We start from the raw sequence: 16113 nt of genomic DNA, 5'->3' as shown, positions 1-16113 counted from the left end.
AAGACAATTAGTCATACAAAATAAAAAAGCACGCTAAAACTAATTTAGCGTGCTTTTTTATGTCAATTTCAATTTTAGTTTAAATGACTGAAAATCGATCAGAAGTTAAAACTAGTCTTTGGTCGCCATCGTAATCGTATAGGTTTTACCTTGCTTGATTTTGTCGCTATTGCCAAACACTTCGGTAAATGAGCGCTTCACAAATTGGCGTAGGCCATTGATGGTCACGACATAAAAACGGCCACCTTTACGCATGCGCGCATAGGCATCGAGGAAGTATAAATAATGCTGCTCTTTGCCTACTTTGGCTGGCAAGTTGGACATCACAAGGCTAAAGTCTTTGTCTTTTGCCACATGATTAAAGCCATTTGATAAATGCACATCGACATTGTTTAGACCATTTTTTTCACAGTTACGGCGTGCGTATTCTACCGCCATAAAGTCTTTATCAATCAGCGTATGCTGACCATTTGGACATTCACGCGCTGCTGTCATACCAAGTACACCATAACCACAGCCTAAGTCGATCGAATCATCATCTTGTTCAAAATCCACATAATCAAGTAGCATCAAGCTACCGTCATCGAGCTTTTGCGGTGAAAAAATACCCCACGTGGTCGCAAAATCAAACGGCTTACCTAGCACTTCTTGGCGAAAATTGATATCTTCGCGCCAGTGTTCGGCGTTTTTTAACAGGTCAGAAGGTGGTCTATGGCTCATGGGATTCTCGGATAATAGATAGGTAAAAGGTAGTGCGCAGCCCAGTTAGGTAGCATGTATATCATGACGCACTTTAATAAGGGTATTGTAACGAGAAAAGGGCAGGTTTGCAGCTATCTATTTATGGAACTGCATTTTGCTATGTCGTAAAAATTTTTAAGAAAAAATGCTAGAGATATTAGATAAGAGGTATCGCTTAAGATAGAATCAAATCTAACCTGATAGTCTCTAAGTGTTATTTATGCCAGACATTATATTCGTATCCAAAGTAGACTTCTGGCTTGCACTGTTACTTTGGGGTTTGAGTTTATTTACTGTGTCTGTTCCATTATGGCAGTGGAAGCGAGATGCTCAAAAATCCCTCATACAAACTATATTAATGACGGTTATTCTCATCCCTTTTGCAGCACTAATGCTCATCCCTTTTTTCGGTACTAAGTACATATTAACGAATGACCAACTACAAGTAGATAGTGGGTTCTCTGTTCAAAAAATTGAAATTACAGATATCACCTATATTACGCCGACTCGAAGTATGAGTTCTGCGCCAGCACTATCATTAGATAGGATTAAAATATTATATAACGATGAAGAAATACTAATTTCACCAAAAGACAAATCACGTTTTTATCGCGAGATACGGGCACGTAATCCTAGAATAGTGATAGATGCAGCAGGCGAATAGAGTGTCATTATAGTTAGCCGCATTCAGCTATACATCGTTCTTGATATTGAAGGTTTCTTGAAACTACTTCCCCAAACTCTTCTTCAGTAAATGATCAAATATAAAGGGCCCAAATGGCAAAAATGAGCCAAGCACACCAGCAGGCAAAGCCCAAAGCGGCATTCTTATTCTACTCGCGGTGATGATTAACACCATGACATAGGCAACGAATAATACCCCGTGCACTGGACCAACATAGCTTACCGCTTCTGGAATATCGAGCATATATTTGAGTGGCATCGCGATACCAAGTAACAATAGAAAAGATGTACCTTCTAAATAACCCATGATAGTGAGGTTTCTAAGTGCAGAGTTTTGACTCTTTGTTAATGTAGACGGTTGAGCTTGCGACACGATATATTCCTTTTACAATCATCAATAATATTAGATTTCAATGCTGCCCATATGACAAGGCTACCCACGTGGGTGATGCTCCGCATGTAATTTCTGCAATCTCGCCGTTGCTACATGAGTATAGATTTGCGTGGTTGATAAATCGCTATGCCCTAGCAATAACTGCACACTACGCAGGTCTGCACCATGATTGAGTAAATGCGTGGCAAAGGCATGACGTAGCGTATGCGGTGATAATTCTTTATCGATACTGGCAACTTTGGCGTACTTCTTAAGTAAATACCAAAAGTTCTGCCGTGTCATATAGCCGCCTTGCGCCGTCAAAAATACCGCTTGGCAATTGCCCGATTTTAAATGCGCAATCAAGTCGCCACGCCCATGAGACAGATAATCTTCCAATGCATCCGCTGCATATTCGCCGAGGGGCACCAGTCGCGTTTTATTCCCTTTCCCTGTGATTTGTAGCCAACCAGAGTTAAGATTCACTTGCTCTAATGAGAGGTTAATCAACTCACTCACCCGCAGACCGCAGGCATATAAAACTTCTAGCATGGCTTTATCACGCAGTCCAAGCGCGGTACTGGTATCAGGTGCGGCAAGTAGATTATCGACATCAGCCTCAGCTAAGTCTTTTGGCAGCGGACGTCCGAGTTTTGGACTTTTGACACGTTCACAAGGATTATCTTCACGCAGATTGCTAGCAATCATCCATAGATAAAACTGGCGCAAGCTTGAGAGCATGCGTGCTTGGGTACGTGGGGTTTTGCCATCTTGAGCAAGCAGGGACAGACAGTGCAGCACATCATCAGGCTGCCAACGTGTCAGGGCGATAGAATTGGTCAGCTCACAAGAGCGTAGGTCGCGGACGTACGCATTACGAGTACGCGTCGCTAGACCGCGCGCCAGCATGGCTTGACGAAACTCAGTCATATAAGCTGGCTCATCATCGACCGCCAATGCTTTAGGTTGACGCTGTTGCACGGCACGATCACGGCTCATAAGACAATACTCAGGTAGGGGTTAAGTTAGCGATGACAGATAGTTATTAAGATAACATCAAACTTATCATGCCATCTTTTTCTTAACCAGATAGCGATATAGCGTCACGCTTGCAGGCGTATCATTATCGCTATCGATAGTGATTTCATCAGGATCAGCGTCTAAGCTCACGTTTTCGGCCAGTGTTTCTTGACCGATTAGCTCATGACCCAGGTGACGACAGAAATTCGGAATGTCGCGCGTGGTAGCCGGATCCGTCGCCAATATTTCAATCACTTCGCCGCCATCTGCTTTACGAATGACGCGGTGTAGCATCATGACAGGCTCAGGACAAATCAGCCCTTGAGTATCTAAGTGATGGTGGATAGGCGTGTCTGGTATCGAAGTGTTCATAGTCATTATCATAAAGCTAAATAAGTGGGTTTAAGGATGAGTAGTTTGCTTAAGTGCTTATCGCGGCGTACTTTGTAGATCGTCTACGCTTTAGTACTTTCAGCCTCTTCGTCGACTTCAGGCACATCAGCTACTTCTAAAAAGTTAAAAAACCGCTTAAAACTTACTTTAAATAAGAATGCTACGCCCAGCCAACAAGATAGTCCTAACCATGCAGTATCAGCAAAAATTAATCCACCAACCAATATAATGGTTGATACACCAATACTCATGGCAATCATCGATGGTTGATTTAAGCGATAACGATAAACGACCAACGCATCATAAATAGTAATGGGTATCGTGAGGGCTACTAAGGCATAGGGTAAGTTGTAAAATAGTTGATAAAGCAGCTGGTTATCATGGAAAGCTTTGATACTAGCAATCGTGCCAAAGACCACAAATGCAAAAATAGCCACATAAATGAGATAAATCGCTATTTGGTTGGCACGTTGTGCGCCTTTAATACGGGCAATAGCAAGTGGAGCAAAACCATGCTGTGACTTATGTTGCGAGGGTTGGTCTGAGACAGTGGTCATAGTAATCAGTCATTTATCCGTTGAGAGGTATGATGTATCGAAGTGACATTATAGCCGCACACGTGTCTTTTACCTATTTGGCTGCTTTATTCTGCCTTGATTGCATCGATAGCGATACTACTATTAGGATCAGCAAAATAGGTCGACATTAGGATACAAGCGGAGATATCATCGATTGGGTCACGTTCGTTTTTGATCCAACCATTGTCCCATGCGATTTCTCTTGCTTCGATTGAAGTCAGCCGCTCATCACACAGTGATACGGTCACTGGCAAATGTTGCTCCATCACTCTATGGGCCAGACGACGAGCGAATTTGTGTGCTCGTTTTGAAAGCATAGAGCTAGTGCCATCCATATTAAGCGGTAGGCCAACCACGACTTGCGCCACGCCCCAGACTTTGATGATACCAATTAGATTGTCCCAATCTGGCTGACCGTTATTCATCGCCAATATGTCAAAGGCACGCGCTGTCTGCGTAATGGTATTACCGAGCGCCATACCCATCTTTTTGACGCCGTAGTCTAGCGCCAAGATAAGATGCGGCTTTACCTCTGGCTCGATAGTTTCAGCAGTGCTATTGCTATCGTTATCGAGAGTATCAATATCAATATCAATGTCATTATCTATAGCGTCTGTGCTATTGGCTGTAAAAGTACTATCTACCATAGTAATGGGTATCCTTTATGTCTTTATCTAAATTCGCAGAGCGTATGAGATCACGCATGACCTATGTCGCTACTAAGATAGTCAAAGTTGACACCGATTTTGTCGGCTGCGATTTGCCAGCGTTCTTCAAACGGTGTATCAAATAATAAATTTAGATCGGCAGGGCAGACTAACCAATCACCATTACCCAGCTCTTGGTCTAACTGTTTCTTACCCCAGCTGGCATGACCTAGGCACAGCTGATAGTGACCGACACCTTGACCTGCGGCAATACGCTTCAGAATATCTTGGCTAGTCGTGATGCAAACGTTCTCTGAAATAGCAAAAGAAGACGCCCATTCTGGCTGACCAGTATGCAGCACAAAGCCAACCTCAGGATACATAGGGCCGCCTTCTAATGCCACATCCTCCATCACCTGTGGATTGGTCACTTCAATGTCTAAATCTTCTAGCAGCTTACCTACGCGAGATTGCTCAAGCGGACGATTGACCATCAGACCTAGCGCACCATGCTTGTCATGACGGCAAATATATATAAGTGCCTGCTCAAACCTTGGGTCTGACAGCTCAGGTGCTGCAATCAAAAAATGATGGGTCAAATTGGTTTTAGACATAGAAACAAACGCAACCTAATAATAAGGGTGAAAGACCACTATATGGTGATAATCAATAGAAAAGCAAGATTTGCACTAATTGCTACTGACCATCATACAGACTCAGCTAACCATCCGTTTTGATGAAAACGAATGATTATTTAACGTTAGATAGGTCAGACAAGTGTTATTTAACATCGGATAATAAGCTGCGAGCATGATCGCGCGTGACATCAGTGATAATAACACCACCAGACATACGCGCCAGCTCGTCTACTTGTGCACTGTTGGTCAGTATGAGTAGTTCGCTTTCGGTCTGTTCTTGATGGTGCTTTTGTACCAAGATATGTTGATGCGCTTGCGCTGCGACTTGCGCTTGGTGCGTAATAGCTAACAATTGCTGTGTTTGGCCAAGTGAGCGTAGCAGTTCGCCAACCACTTGCGCAGTACCGCCACTGATACCGACATCGACCTCATCAAATACTAGCATAGGCTTGGCGGCGTTGTTATCAGCATTGGTCGCTTGTAAGACTTGCATCACGAGTGCCATACGTGACAGTTCACCACCTGAGGCAATTTTGTGTAGGGGCTGCATTGGCATACCAACATTGGCACTGAATAATAAATCAATATCAAAACAACCTTGTGCATTATACTGACTAGGTTCGGTTTTTTTGGTAAAAACAAATTCACAGCGAGCATTAGGTAGCGCAAGCGGTTGTAGTTGTTTAATAAGTTGCTTACTAATTATCGGGGCAGCTTTTGTGCGCTCTTTATTTAACTGTGTCGCCAGAGCGAGATAGTCTTGCCAAGCCTGCTCAATTTGCACCGCAATTGCATCACTGCTTGGCTCGTTCTCTAGCTGCTCTAATTGCGCCTCCCAACCCTTTGCTTCATCAATTAAATCACTCGCTGGCAAGCTGTGCTTACGTGACAAACGATGTCCCAAGCTGATTAAATTGTCTAGTGTTTGCAGGCGTTCAGGGTCAGGTAGCTGCTGTTCGGCATAATCTGATAGCAGGGCAGTTACCTCAGTGATTTGCTGTTGAGCTAGGTGGAGCTGTTCAGAAGCTTGTTCAAACGTTTGACTGACGCCTACTTGGTTGTCACAGAGTTTGATCGCTTGCCCAAGCAAGGTCATCACATCTGGCTCATCGGTATCATTGTCGAGCAAATGCAAGCCATGACTAGCCTCTTGCATTAAGGCTTCAATATTGGAAAGCTCTTCATGTTCAGATTCAACTTCTGCGTAGTCCACAGCCAATAATGGCGCAATATCTGCTAATTGGCTCTGCAACAACTGAATACGATCTTGACGCTGGGCTTCGCGGCTCGCGATGTCATCCGCTCGACGTTTTAGCTGCTGATAGGCTTGATAGCTACTGGTAGTTTGAATGGCTAACGGTGTTATCTGTGCCATCTCATCAAGCCATTGCACCACAAATTGTGGCTTGAGCAATGCTTGCTGAGCATGTTGGCTATGTATATTAACCAGTAAAGTGCCTAAACTCTTTAGCTCCGCTAAGCTAACCGGTGAACCATTTAGCCATGCTTTTGAGCGGCCAGTATTGCTTAATTGTCGACGAATAAGTAATTCAGGCTCTTCTAGCGGTCGATCATTTTTGGTAAACCACTCAGCGACGACGCTATTATTTTCTACATCGAATTGAGCGTAGATATCTGCATGCGCGGCGCCATGCCTGACCATTGCACTGTCTGCTCGCTCACCGACACACAGTGATAGTGCATCTAGCAATAACGACTTGCCAGCACCTGTTTCACCAGTGATGACATTAAAACCTTCAGCCACGCTCAGCTCATGCTGAGCAATCAACGCAAACTGATGTAAAGTTAACGATACTAGCATCAACGCCTCTCAGGACAGACAATGGACATCATATAAATCTTAGGAAGCCATCTATAAATAGGGTGAATGAGGAAGTGAAAATATCTATTTAAACTTGCTAATTAGATAAATATTGTAGGCAAATAGTATGGTGTTAAATGTGCGTAAATACAAACTTTAAGACGAGGCATAACAGAATTTATTATTGGGAGATTACCATAAAACTATTAAAAACTGACAATAAATCATCAACATAATATCTATAATATTAATCATTAGGGTCATTGGATATTCAAAGATAAGCATAGTATGCAAAGAAGTATTTTGACTGATAATGATAAAGATATACCTAAAATAATGGTCTAGCATCCGCCTAGAAAAATACCAAATGAATATTAAACGAACGGGTAGATACTTGCCACCAAATAGAATTTTCCTAGTCGCTTTAACAAACTTTATAGATATAATGTGGTAGCATAATCTCACATAATGATAAACTCTTCTTATGAGTTTGATGCGCTATGCAACCTAATAACGAGTCATAATTTTGTAAAATTGTAGGCGTATAGTGGTAAAAAACATGCCACTCGATCATTATTCAAAAGCGTTTTCATAGAACCTGTGGCTACCTTTAGCGCGCAGATATCTACTATAGAGGGATAAAGTATCAAAGCAGGCGTGTTTGCTTACTGGTCGCGTATTTGAAGCCCAGTGCAACTCTGTCAGTACTTTAACCTGTTGCTTATTTTTTAGTTTTGCCATAATTATTTGATAAGGAAGCCACTATGACAGCGGCGCAATTTACTAACGTAACAGTTAATGCCCAAGCGACAGTATCTTATGATGGTCGCTGCTCAAGCCATACCATTATGTTTGAGGATGGTCGCCATAAAACGCTAGGCGTGATCTTACCTTGTGACAACTTGGTTGAGCATTATCACTTTAGCACCAACACCTCTGAGCGTATCGAAATCACCAGTGGTGAGTGTGAAGTGAAGATCAATGGTGATGATGAATTCAGCTACTACCGTGCCGGTCAATCATTTGTCGTTGAAGGCAATAGCGGTTTTAACCTACGTACTGAAGAAATTGTTCAATATGTCTGTCATCTAGAAGGCTGATATTATTAATAGGGCGCTTGAGCTTTCATTCTAGTGTCTGTTCTATCACACATTAGTGTTTCGAGAAAATAAACAATATCGGATTGGTATTGTTTATTTCTTTTTTTTGACGTTTGGTTTACTGTTCTCTCAACATCAATGGGTCATGACACGTAAAATCTACGTTATCTTCTTTTATCCCATCGCCTAGTGCGATATCCACTTTATATTTAGTAGGCCTATTATGGCAAAACCCATTTATTTTTACGGCATTCATGCCATTGATGCGTTACTTGAACATCGTCCTCTTGATGGTCTTAGTTTGTTTGTGCAGCAAGGGCGTGAGAGTGACAGTCATGTACAAGCTATCATGGCCGAAGCTGAAGCAAACGGCATTAGCATCCAACCAACCCAAAAAGACAAGCTGACGCAGTTATGTGGCAGTCCGCAGCATCAAGGTGTGGTACTCAATGCTCGTCCGTTAGGTTTTGCTGATGAAGGTTTGCTTGATACTATTATTGGTCGTGAACAGTGCTTGTTATTGGTACTAGATCAAATCACAGATGCACATAACTTTGGCGCTTGCCTACGCACCGCAGTGGCTATGGGTGTGGATGCAGTGGTTTGTCCAAAACACCATGCAGCGAGCCTAACGCCAACAGTCGCTAAGGTATCAGTTGGCGCAGCAGAGATGATGCCGATCGTCAGCGTGACCAACTTGGCACGCACGTTGTCGCAAATCAAAAATGCAGGCGTTTTCGTATTTGGTACGGCACTTAGTGAAGAGGCTAAGCCAATACATGCCGCTGACCTAACTGGCAAGACTGCTATTATTATGGGTTCAGAAGGAGAGGGTATGCGTCGCCTGACAATGGAAAGCTGTGATGAGTTGGTTTATATTCCAATGTCAGGAAACGAGCATGGTAATCTACAGAGCCTAAACGTGAGTGTTGCTACTGGCATGGCGTTGTATGAGGTTAATCGCCAGCGAACTTTAGCTGCTGGGCAAGCGTAAGATACTCTTGGTGCAAGGGTTCTAACTGTAGATATAGAGAGGCAAGGTCGCTCTCATTGAGTATGACATTGTCTGCATGACGATTACGCTCTTCACGACTAAGCTGATTGGTCATAATAGCCTTAATCTTTTGTATGCTTTGATCATCACGCTGACTGGCACGCGCAAGCTGCGTGTCTTCGGTCGCATCCATGACTAAAATACGTTGACATAAATTGGCCAGTCCTGCTTCTGCCGCCTCTATAAGTAGGGGCGCAGACAAGATTATATACGGTGAAGTACTAGCATCTAGCTGTGCTTTTGCTGTCTCACGTATCGCTGGGTGCGTGATAGCCTCAAGCTCAATCAGCGCTTCAGGATTTGCAAATACGTGTGTACGTACAGCAGCCCTATCCATAACACCATCATCCGTCAATATCCAATCACCAAATTTCTTCTGGATTTTCTGCAGAGTGGCGCTGCCTTTAGTGACAATCTCATGGGCGATCACGTCTGCATCAATAATATCGATGCCTTGCTCAGCAAACCAAGCACTAGCGGCAGATTTGCCACTACCGATACCACCCGTCAAACCAACCACAAGCTTCTTATTTTTTGGTTGTGTGGTTTGTGGTTGGTGTGAATAAGAGTGCGATGTGTTTTTTGACATAATAATGGCTTATCTGACAGATAGAACAATGAATGCAGTTACAAACTCACAATCGGCCTTTTAAGGCTTTATTTATGAGTCACTGCCGAAAATTTACTACAATAATCTAGGGTGCGCTATTAGTTATTAGACATACATACCGAGATACCAGCTGACGATATCTGAGCCGTATAATAAAGCAACAATACCTGCGATAGCGATATAAGGCCCGAAAGCAAAAGGTCGGCTTTCACCTTGTTGTTTCATCAAGATCAACCCGACGATAGAGCCGAGTAAAGACGATAGTAGAATAATCAAAGGTAACATCATAGGCCCAAGCCAAGCACCTAATACTGCCAGTAGTTTAAAATCCCCTTGACCCATTCCATGTTTTTTAGTGATTAAGTAAAACACCTTGACTACTATCCATAGTGATAAAAACCCAAGTAGTAATCCCCATATCGACTGTGTTGGTGAAACGAACCAGCTTTGTGAATTCACCGCCAACCCTAAGCCTGCCAATGGAAAGGTTAGACGATCAGGTAGTAGCTGTGTATCAAAGTCGATACCTGTTAGAGCAACCAGTGTCCATACTAAAATCAATGCGGACAAACCTGTAGCATTTACCCCAAACTTATATATTACTAATACGGATAAGAGGGCAGTGACTAGCTCAACGAGAGGATAACGTAGACCGATAGCGGCTTTGCAATTTGAGCAGCGTCCGCGTAGTAATAGCCAACTTATCAAAGGGATGTTTTCATACCACTTAATTTTATGTGCGCAATGAGGGCAGCGTGAAGCTGGGCGACTTAAAGTAATCGGTTGGTCAGTAGCGACAATATTTGCTATGGGTAGCGTATGCTCGCGTGGCATATCTGCCTGTTCAGACATAAACTGGCTACACTCTTGTCTCCAACCATACACCATCATCAATGGTATGCGATGAATCACGACATTTAGAAAACTGCCAACACAAAGACCTAATAGGCCGAATAAGAATAAAGCTAGGGTAATGTTCTCTTGTAGTAACTGTATAAATTGCATCAAATCATTATCCTACTACTGCGCCCATTTGGAAGATTGGCAAGTACATTGCGATGACTAGGCCACCAACTAATACACCTAACACTGCCATAATTAACGGTTCCATTAAGCTGGTCAATCCATCAACCGCATTATCAACTTCATTTTCATAGTAAACAGCTACTTTGTCTAGCATTTCTTCTAAGCTACCAGACTCTTCGCCAATACCAACCATTTGAATAACTAGGCTCGGGAATAGGTTGGTCGAGCGTATGGAAAACTGTAATTGCTGGCCAGTAGATACGTCATTCTTAATTTGCTGAGTGGCATTATAAAATACGACATTATTGGTCGCACCAGCAGTAGAGTCTAGGGCATCGATAAGTGGAACACCCGCGGCAAAAGTTGTAGATAGTGTACGAGAAAAGCGTGCAATAATCGCTTGATAGGCGATATTGCCGAATATTGGAGCTTTTAGCGTAGCACGGTCCAAAAAGTCACGGAATTTTTTTGAACGTTTTTTAGCTTCTGAAAAACCGATGATTGCACTGCCGATAGCAATGATAAGTATAAACCACCATGCCTGCATCCATTCGGACATACCAACAACCATTTGCGTAAACGCTGGTAGCTCTGCGCCAAATGATTCAAATAAATCAGAGAATACTGGTACTACTTTTATCAATAGAATCATAGTAACAATGATAGCAACTACGATAACAGCAATAGGGTACTTCATCGCCTTTTTGATTTTTGCTTTTAGAAGTTCACTCTTTTCTTTGTAAGTAGCGACTCGTTCGAGCATCGTTTCAAGTGCACCTGATTGTTCACCAGATTCGACGAGTGAGCAGAATAAATCATCAAAGTAACGAGGATGTTTGCGCAATGAAGAAGCAAAGGTGCCACCTGCTTCAATATCTGCTTTTATTTTCAATACTAAGTCTTTCATACTAGGATTATCGAGGGAGTCGGCGACAATTTCAAAAGACTGGGTTAAAGGTACGCCCGCTTTCATCATTGTTGCTAGTTGCCGAGCAAAAATAGCAATATCAATGGCTTTAATGGCTTTTTTGAAAGTATAAAGTGGTTTTGGCTTTTTCTTAATCCCTTTAACCGTGATACCTTGTTTACGTAGGGTTGCTTTCGCTAGCTCTAAGTTACGACTGGTGGTTTCGCCCTTTACCTTCTGTCCACGTCGGTTTACACCGTCGTAAACGAAATCTAACAACATATCGGTCTTAGCTTTTGCCATAGTACTACCCTCAAAATTGTCCAATATATATTGTAAGTTTACAATAGAATACCAGACTTGAGATACTAGTCAGGCATACTTTATTTTAGCGTAAAAAACCAGTGTCCATCTGTTTTATTTTTAAAGATGTACGATAGACGATGTTGCTAGTTTATAGATTACTTAATAACTAAAAGTTAAACGCCAAGAAATAGTAGATACATTCTATGATTTCACTTATTATTCAGAAGTTACCCGCATCATTTCTTGAATACTCGTGACACCTTGCAACACCTTTAAAATTCCAGAACGACGCAAATCGCGAAAACCATTTTTAATGGCAGCGTCTTTGATATCTATTGCGTTACCATCTTCCATGATAATGCGTGAAATATCAGGACTCACTTTCATCACTTCATAGATACCTACACGGCCTTTATAACCTTCACGACATTCATTACAGCCGACTGGTTCATAAATGACATTGTCAATGTTATCTAGATCAGTATCAGTAAAACCAATCTCTAATAAGCTCTGACGCGGGATGTTAATAGGTTTTTTGCAGTTCTTGCAGAGACGTCGTGCCAAACGTTGAGCAATGACTAGGTTGACTGATGTGGCAATGTTAAAGGAGGCGACGCCCATATTGCGTAGGCGCGTTAATGTTTCAGGTGCCGAGTTAGTATGCAAAGTAGAAAGAACCATATGACCTGTTTGCGCCGCTTTAATCGCAATCTCAGCAGTCTCAAGGTCACGAATCTCACCGACCATGACAATATCAGGATCTTGACGTAAAAAAGACTTTAGCGCATTGGCAAATGTTAGACCAACTTTGGCATTAACATTGACTTGGTTAATCCCTTCAAGGTTAATTTCGACTGGATCTTCAGCCGTTGAGATATTGGTTGCGCCAGTATTCAAGATGTTGATACCAGTGTAAAGTGATACTGTCTTACCAGAACCAGTAGGACCAGTGATAAGCAACATGCCTTGTGGTTTGTGTAATGCCTCTAAAAACATTTCCTGCTGATCTGGTTCATACCCCAATGCATCAATACCTAGCATAGCTGATGATGGATCAAGGATACGCAAAACAAGCTTTTCACCGAATAACGTCGGTAATGAGTTTACCCGGAAATCAATGGCTTTATTCTTAGAAATTTTTAGTTTAATACGCCCATCTTGCGGTACCCGACGTTCTGAGATATCCATTTGCGACATGACTTTCAAGCGTGCTGCAATTTTATTCGCAAGTTGAACCGGTGGGCTGGCCATTTTTTGCATGACGCCATCGACACGAAATCGTACTCTAAAAGATTTTTCGTATGGCTCGAAATGTAAATCAGAAGCACCCATACGAATGGCATCGACTAGCATTTTATTGACGAACTTTACAACAGGTGCTTCGTCGATACCGTCATCAAGCTTGGTCTCGTTTTCTTTTTCCTGTCCATCATCGAAATCGACATTTAAATCACTGTTAGAAAAACTATCAAAGCTTTGCATCGTATCTGCGTATGCACTTTCAATACGCTTTTTGAGCTTATTTTCTTCGACAACAATGGTTTCTATCGATAGCCGAGAGTTAAAGGCAATCGCATCAATGGCGTCAACGCGTGTTGGATCACTCAGCGCGACAAACAGACGTTGTCCTCGTTTAAAGAGTGGTAAAGCATTAAACTTGCGAACGATTTTTTCATCCACCAAGTCTTTTGGAATAACATCAATGTTTAATGCATCAAGATCGAATAGAGGGTCGCCGAAAGCTTGGGATAGCATTTGGGCAAGTAGATAAGCATCGGCCAATTTATTGTCTACCAGATAAGGTACCAGTCCTATTTGCTGCTGCTGCGACTCAATCTGTGCCGTCTTCATGTTCGCTTCGCTAACGACACCGTCGCTAATCAGTTGCTGCGCTAGACCACCGTACTTACTGGTTGCGATAGACATTATAACCTCTCCTTTGATACAAAATATTCTGTAGAACTGCTTGGTATTACACGCTACATACTTGTTGTTGCTAGTTGATAACTCGCTATAACTGTCTTGCTTTGTTTATCTTATCTACCTGTATATCTATATATAGAACCAGCAACAATATTTGATTTTATAAACTCTGTAGTATAGAACTTTACTTTAGTTTGAAAAATTTATATATACCATTAGACGACTAGCTCGTAAAAATAATGGTCGATTGATGCATTGTCTGTAGATAAGTTTGCAGAAGTGATTCTGCTCATGGTGGCACGCTACTATAGCACTTACGAATTATTTGTTATACTGACGCGCATATTAGCCGAATTGGCATGAATACATGAGACAAGGTAAATAAGTATGCAAGCTTGGGTAATTGGCAATTGGAAACAGAATCCTGCGACTAACAGTGCTGTCAATGCACTATTGGACGACTTATTGACTAAAGTTAATACTGAAGAACAAGCCAACTCGCAGGTGTCAAAAAACCGCTGTAAATTAATGGTAGCACCCAGTTGTGTTCATTTAAATACAGTGAGTACGCGTCTAGCAGATAGCTCAATACTCTGTGCCGCACAGGACATTAGTACTTATAGTTCAAGTACAGGAGCTTATACTGGTGACTGCTCAGCACAACAGTTAGCAGATGCAGGTGCTACTTGGACGCTACTTGGCCATTCTGAGCGTCGCCAATATTATAAAGAGTCTCATGAATGCCTGATAAGCAAATTGTCTCATGCGTTTTCCCAGAACTTAGGCGTGGTGTTTTGCATCGGCGAAACACAAGAGCAGTATGACAATAGTCAAACACTCAACGTTATCAATGAGCAACTCTCGGTTATTAAAGACTTACTGACTCAGCAGCCAGATTTAGCATCATCGTTATCTGAACAGCTGCTCGTCGCTTACGAACCTGTATGGGCCATTGGTACAGGTAAAGTGCCTACTGTGGCAGAAGTGAGTAAGACTCATCAGTACATCAAACAAACGGTTGCAAGCTTTGCTGATATAACAGATACGATTACCGTGCTGTATGGCGGTAGTGTTAATGCTGATAATGCCAATAGCTTTGCTTCTGACGCTATGATTGATGGCGCATTAGTAGGCGGTGCTTCATTAAAAGCAGAGAGCTTTCTAGCGATTGCCGATGCCTTTAACCAAGCCAATGCTTAAATGAATAAATAACGCTCAGATATCAAGATCATAGCTTATAGACAGTATGCTTTTATCAGTTAGTAAAAGTAGGTTTAACACTGCCCTTGCAATCGTGTACAATGCGCCTTATTTATATAGTCGATTTGGCATTTGATCATGCCGATTGTCATTCTATTAACCTTACGTTTTATTTTCCGTTATCAGTCGTCATTACGCGGCAAAAGAGGCCACCATGTTTACGTTTATATTAGCCCTGCATATTATTGTGGCCATTGCCATGATCGGCCTGATTCTGATACAGCATGGTAAAGGGGCAGATGCTGGAGCTTCTTTTGGTGCCGGTTCATCAGGTACCGTGTTTGGCGCAGCAGGAACTGCTAACTTCTTGACGCGTGCCACGGCAGTACTAACGGTCATATTTTTTATTACTAGTATGACACTTGCTGTTCATGCTCGTAAGCAAGCAGAAGATCAGTTTCGTCTAGATGCGCCAGTTTCAGCACCGCAAACGCCGCGTCCATTGACTCAAAATCCTGAGTAAGCCTCTTTTAAGTAGGCAGCGCTTGCTATTTTGGTAGGTTAGATTTACAATGCTTTCCTGTTTTCGCAACTCCTGTTCTATAGATGCCTACCTTAAGCATCATTGATTATAGATTGGATGATAGAGACAGAGCAGTACAATGCGATTGTGGTGGAATGGTAGACACGCCATCTTGAGGGGGTGGTGGCGAAAGCTGTGGGGGTTCAAGTCCCCCCAATCGCACCAAGTTTTACAGACGCAGCATAGCGTTAGGTTGGATTTTTAGCAGGTAATACTTATTTTATAATTAATTTAAAAAAAGTATTGACACTTCTACGAAACCTCCCTATAATATGCGTTCTAGATTGATGCGGGGTGGAGCAGTCTGGTAGCTCGTCGGGCTCATAACCCGAAGGTCGTTGGTTCAAATCCAGCCCCCGCTACCACTTTTTATACTGATGTTTTGTACACTAAATTTGTCAGTACCGATTAGCCCACCATTATGTTTGTGGGTTTTTTTGTATCTGAAGGTCAGTGTTATCGCGGTATCTATCCTACTTATGCTAAGCTCTAAGTCTATAGAGTACGA

17 protein-coding genes and 2 tRNA genes are annotated in these 16113 nt (G+C 42.3%); 7 read left to right on the top strand and 12 right to left on the bottom strand.

Annotated features, from left to right (window positions below):
- Positions 1 to 111 precede the first annotated feature (111 nt).
- A complete protein-coding gene (locus ACQKC9_RS08185; protein ID WP_102092644.1) occupies positions 112 to 720 on the bottom strand; it encodes a class I SAM-dependent methyltransferase in 609 nt (202 codons plus the stop codon).
- Positions 721 to 961: 241 nt separating this feature from the next.
- On the opposite strand from ACQKC9_RS08185, the gene ACQKC9_RS08180 reads away from it, so the two are divergent.
- The gene (locus ACQKC9_RS08180) at positions 962 to 1405 is read left to right on the top strand and encodes a PH domain-containing protein (protein WP_427621325.1); all 444 of its coding nucleotides are present in this window, start codon (positions 962 to 964) and stop codon (positions 1403 to 1405) included.
- Positions 1406 to 1468: 63 nt separating this feature from the next.
- On the opposite strand, the gene ACQKC9_RS08175 is transcribed toward ACQKC9_RS08180, so the two are convergent.
- The 7 genes from ACQKC9_RS08175 to recN form a co-directional block, all read right to left on the bottom strand.
- On the bottom strand, positions 1469 to 1798 hold the full coding sequence (locus ACQKC9_RS08175) for a DUF3817 domain-containing protein (RefSeq protein ID WP_427621324.1): 330 nt from the start codon (positions 1796 to 1798) through the stop codon (positions 1469 to 1471).
- A 60-nt stretch (positions 1799 to 1858) separates the two neighbouring features.
- A complete protein-coding gene (gene xerD, locus ACQKC9_RS08170; protein ID WP_427621323.1) occupies positions 1859 to 2797 on the bottom strand; it encodes a site-specific tyrosine recombinase XerD in 939 nt (312 codons plus the stop codon).
- Between the two features lie 66 nt (positions 2798 to 2863).
- Positions 2864 to 3190: a sulfurtransferase TusA gene (tusA, locus tag ACQKC9_RS08165; RefSeq protein WP_427621321.1), complete on the bottom strand. Its 327-nt coding sequence runs from the start codon at positions 3188 to 3190 to the stop codon at positions 2864 to 2866.
- 83 nt (positions 3191 to 3273) lie between these two features.
- Entirely contained in the window at positions 3274 to 3768 is a 495-nt protein-coding gene (locus ACQKC9_RS08160; protein WP_427621320.1) for a hypothetical protein, read from the bottom strand.
- 86 nt (positions 3769 to 3854) lie between these two features.
- Entirely contained in the window at positions 3855 to 4436 is a 582-nt protein-coding gene (gene ruvX, locus ACQKC9_RS08155; RefSeq protein WP_427621319.1) for a Holliday junction resolvase RuvX, read from the bottom strand.
- Positions 4437 to 4486: 50 nt separating this feature from the next.
- Positions 4487 to 5050 (bottom strand): YqgE/AlgH family protein, encoded by a 564-nt coding sequence (locus ACQKC9_RS08150; protein WP_319050758.1) that lies wholly within the window; start codon positions 5048 to 5050, stop codon positions 4487 to 4489.
- 166 nt (positions 5051 to 5216) lie between these two features.
- A complete protein-coding gene (gene recN, locus ACQKC9_RS08145) occupies positions 5217 to 6896 on the bottom strand; it encodes a DNA repair protein RecN (protein ID WP_427621318.1) in 1680 nt (559 codons plus the stop codon).
- Positions 6897 to 7660: 764 nt separating this feature from the next.
- Between recN and ACQKC9_RS08140 the strand changes: the two genes are divergently transcribed.
- Both ACQKC9_RS08140 and rlmB read left to right on the top strand, forming a co-directional pair.
- Complete coding sequence (locus ACQKC9_RS08140; RefSeq protein ID WP_057757729.1) at positions 7661 to 7996, top strand: pyrimidine/purine nucleoside phosphorylase; 336 nt, start codon at positions 7661 to 7663, stop codon at positions 7994 to 7996.
- Positions 7997 to 8219: 223 nt separating this feature from the next.
- On the top strand, positions 8220 to 8990 hold the full coding sequence (gene rlmB, locus ACQKC9_RS08135; RefSeq protein WP_102078746.1) for a 23S rRNA (guanosine(2251)-2'-O)-methyltransferase RlmB: 771 nt from the start codon (positions 8220 to 8222) through the stop codon (positions 8988 to 8990).
- Here rlmB and coaE read toward each other — a convergent pair.
- From coaE to pilB, 4 genes are all read right to left on the bottom strand, one after another.
- Positions 8953 to 9639: a dephospho-CoA kinase gene (gene coaE / locus ACQKC9_RS08130; RefSeq protein ID WP_427621316.1), complete on the bottom strand. Its 687-nt coding sequence runs from the start codon at positions 9637 to 9639 to the stop codon at positions 8953 to 8955. The two genes, rlmB and coaE, sit on opposite strands and share 38 nt — an antisense overlap.
- 126 nt (positions 9640 to 9765) lie before the next feature.
- Positions 9766 to 10665: a prepilin peptidase gene (locus ACQKC9_RS08125; RefSeq protein ID WP_427621426.1), complete on the bottom strand. Its 900-nt coding sequence runs from the start codon at positions 10663 to 10665 to the stop codon at positions 9766 to 9768.
- 7 nt (positions 10666 to 10672) lie between these two features.
- On the bottom strand, positions 10673 to 11896 hold the full coding sequence (locus ACQKC9_RS08120; protein ID WP_427621315.1) for a type II secretion system F family protein: 1224 nt from the start codon (positions 11894 to 11896) through the stop codon (positions 10673 to 10675).
- A gap of 219 nt (positions 11897 to 12115) precedes the next feature.
- The gene (gene pilB, locus ACQKC9_RS08115) at positions 12116 to 13825 is read right to left on the bottom strand and encodes a type IV-A pilus assembly ATPase PilB (RefSeq protein ID WP_427621314.1); all 1710 of its coding nucleotides are present in this window, start codon (positions 13823 to 13825) and stop codon (positions 12116 to 12118) included.
- 384 nt (positions 13826 to 14209) lie between these two features.
- On the opposite strand from pilB, the gene tpiA reads away from it, so the two are divergent.
- From tpiA to ACQKC9_RS08095, 4 genes are all read left to right on the top strand, one after another.
- Positions 14210 to 15022 (top strand): triose-phosphate isomerase, encoded by an 813-nt coding sequence (gene tpiA / locus ACQKC9_RS08110; protein ID WP_427621312.1) that lies wholly within the window; start codon positions 14210 to 14212, stop codon positions 15020 to 15022.
- 214 nt (positions 15023 to 15236) lie between these two features.
- Complete coding sequence (gene secG, locus ACQKC9_RS08105; RefSeq protein WP_021814138.1) at positions 15237 to 15545, top strand: preprotein translocase subunit SecG; 309 nt, start codon at positions 15237 to 15239, stop codon at positions 15543 to 15545.
- A gap of 141 nt (positions 15546 to 15686) precedes the next feature.
- Positions 15687 to 15770: transfer RNA gene (locus tag ACQKC9_RS08100), tRNA-Leu, on the top strand.
- Positions 15771 to 15893: 123 nt separating this feature from the next.
- A tRNA-Met gene (locus ACQKC9_RS08095) sits at positions 15894 to 15970 on the top strand.
- Positions 15971 to 16113 lie beyond the last annotated feature (143 nt).

Origin of the sequence: Psychrobacter sp. NPDC078409, from assembly GCF_050268505.1 — a bacterium.
Classification (GTDB): domain Bacteria; phylum Pseudomonadota; class Gammaproteobacteria; order Pseudomonadales; family Moraxellaceae; genus Psychrobacter.
This window is presented reverse-complemented; position numbering and strand designations above follow the sequence as displayed.

Coding starts and splice junctions, on each gene's coding strand:
- ACQKC9_RS08185 (WP_102092644.1), bottom strand. CDS start 720: ATGAGCCATAGACCACCTTCTGACCTGTTAAAAAACGCCGAACACTGG.
- ACQKC9_RS08180 (WP_427621325.1), top strand. CDS start 962: ATGCCAGACATTATATTCGTATCCAAAGTAGACTTCTGGCTTGCACTG.
- xerD (WP_427621323.1), bottom strand. CDS start 2,797: ATGAGCCGTGATCGTGCCGTGCAACAGCGTCAACCTAAAGCATTGGCG.
- tusA (WP_427621321.1), bottom strand. CDS start 3,190: ATGAACACTTCGATACCAGACACGCCTATCCACCATCACTTAGATACT.
- ACQKC9_RS08160 (WP_427621320.1), bottom strand. CDS start 3,768: ATGACCACTGTCTCAGACCAACCCTCGCAACATAAGTCACAGCATGGT.
- ruvX (WP_427621319.1), bottom strand. CDS start 4,436: ATGGTAGATAGTACTTTTACAGCCAATAGCACAGACGCTATAGATAAT.
- ACQKC9_RS08150 (WP_319050758.1), bottom strand. CDS start 5,050: ATGTCTAAAACCAATTTGACCCATCATTTTTTGATTGCAGCACCTGAG.
- recN (WP_427621318.1), bottom strand. CDS start 6,896: ATGCTAGTATCGTTAACTTTACATCAGTTTGCGTTGATTGCTCAGCAT.
- ACQKC9_RS08140 (WP_057757729.1), top strand. CDS start 7,661: ATGACAGCGGCGCAATTTACTAACGTAACAGTTAATGCCCAAGCGACA.
- rlmB (WP_102078746.1), top strand. CDS start 8,220: ATGGCAAAACCCATTTATTTTTACGGCATTCATGCCATTGATGCGTTA.
- coaE (WP_427621316.1), bottom strand. CDS start 9,639: ATGTCAAAAAACACATCGCACTCTTATTCACACCAACCACAAACCACA.
- ACQKC9_RS08125 (WP_427621426.1), bottom strand. CDS start 10,665: ATGCAATTTATACAGTTACTACAAGAGAACATTACCCTAGCTTTATTC.
- ACQKC9_RS08120 (WP_427621315.1), bottom strand. CDS start 11,896: ATGGCAAAAGCTAAGACCGATATGTTGTTAGATTTCGTTTACGACGGT.
- pilB (WP_427621314.1), bottom strand. CDS start 13,825: ATGTCTATCGCAACCAGTAAGTACGGTGGTCTAGCGCAGCAACTGATT.
- tpiA (WP_427621312.1), top strand. CDS start 14,210: ATGCAAGCTTGGGTAATTGGCAATTGGAAACAGAATCCTGCGACTAAC.
- secG (WP_021814138.1), top strand. CDS start 15,237: ATGTTTACGTTTATATTAGCCCTGCATATTATTGTGGCCATTGCCATG.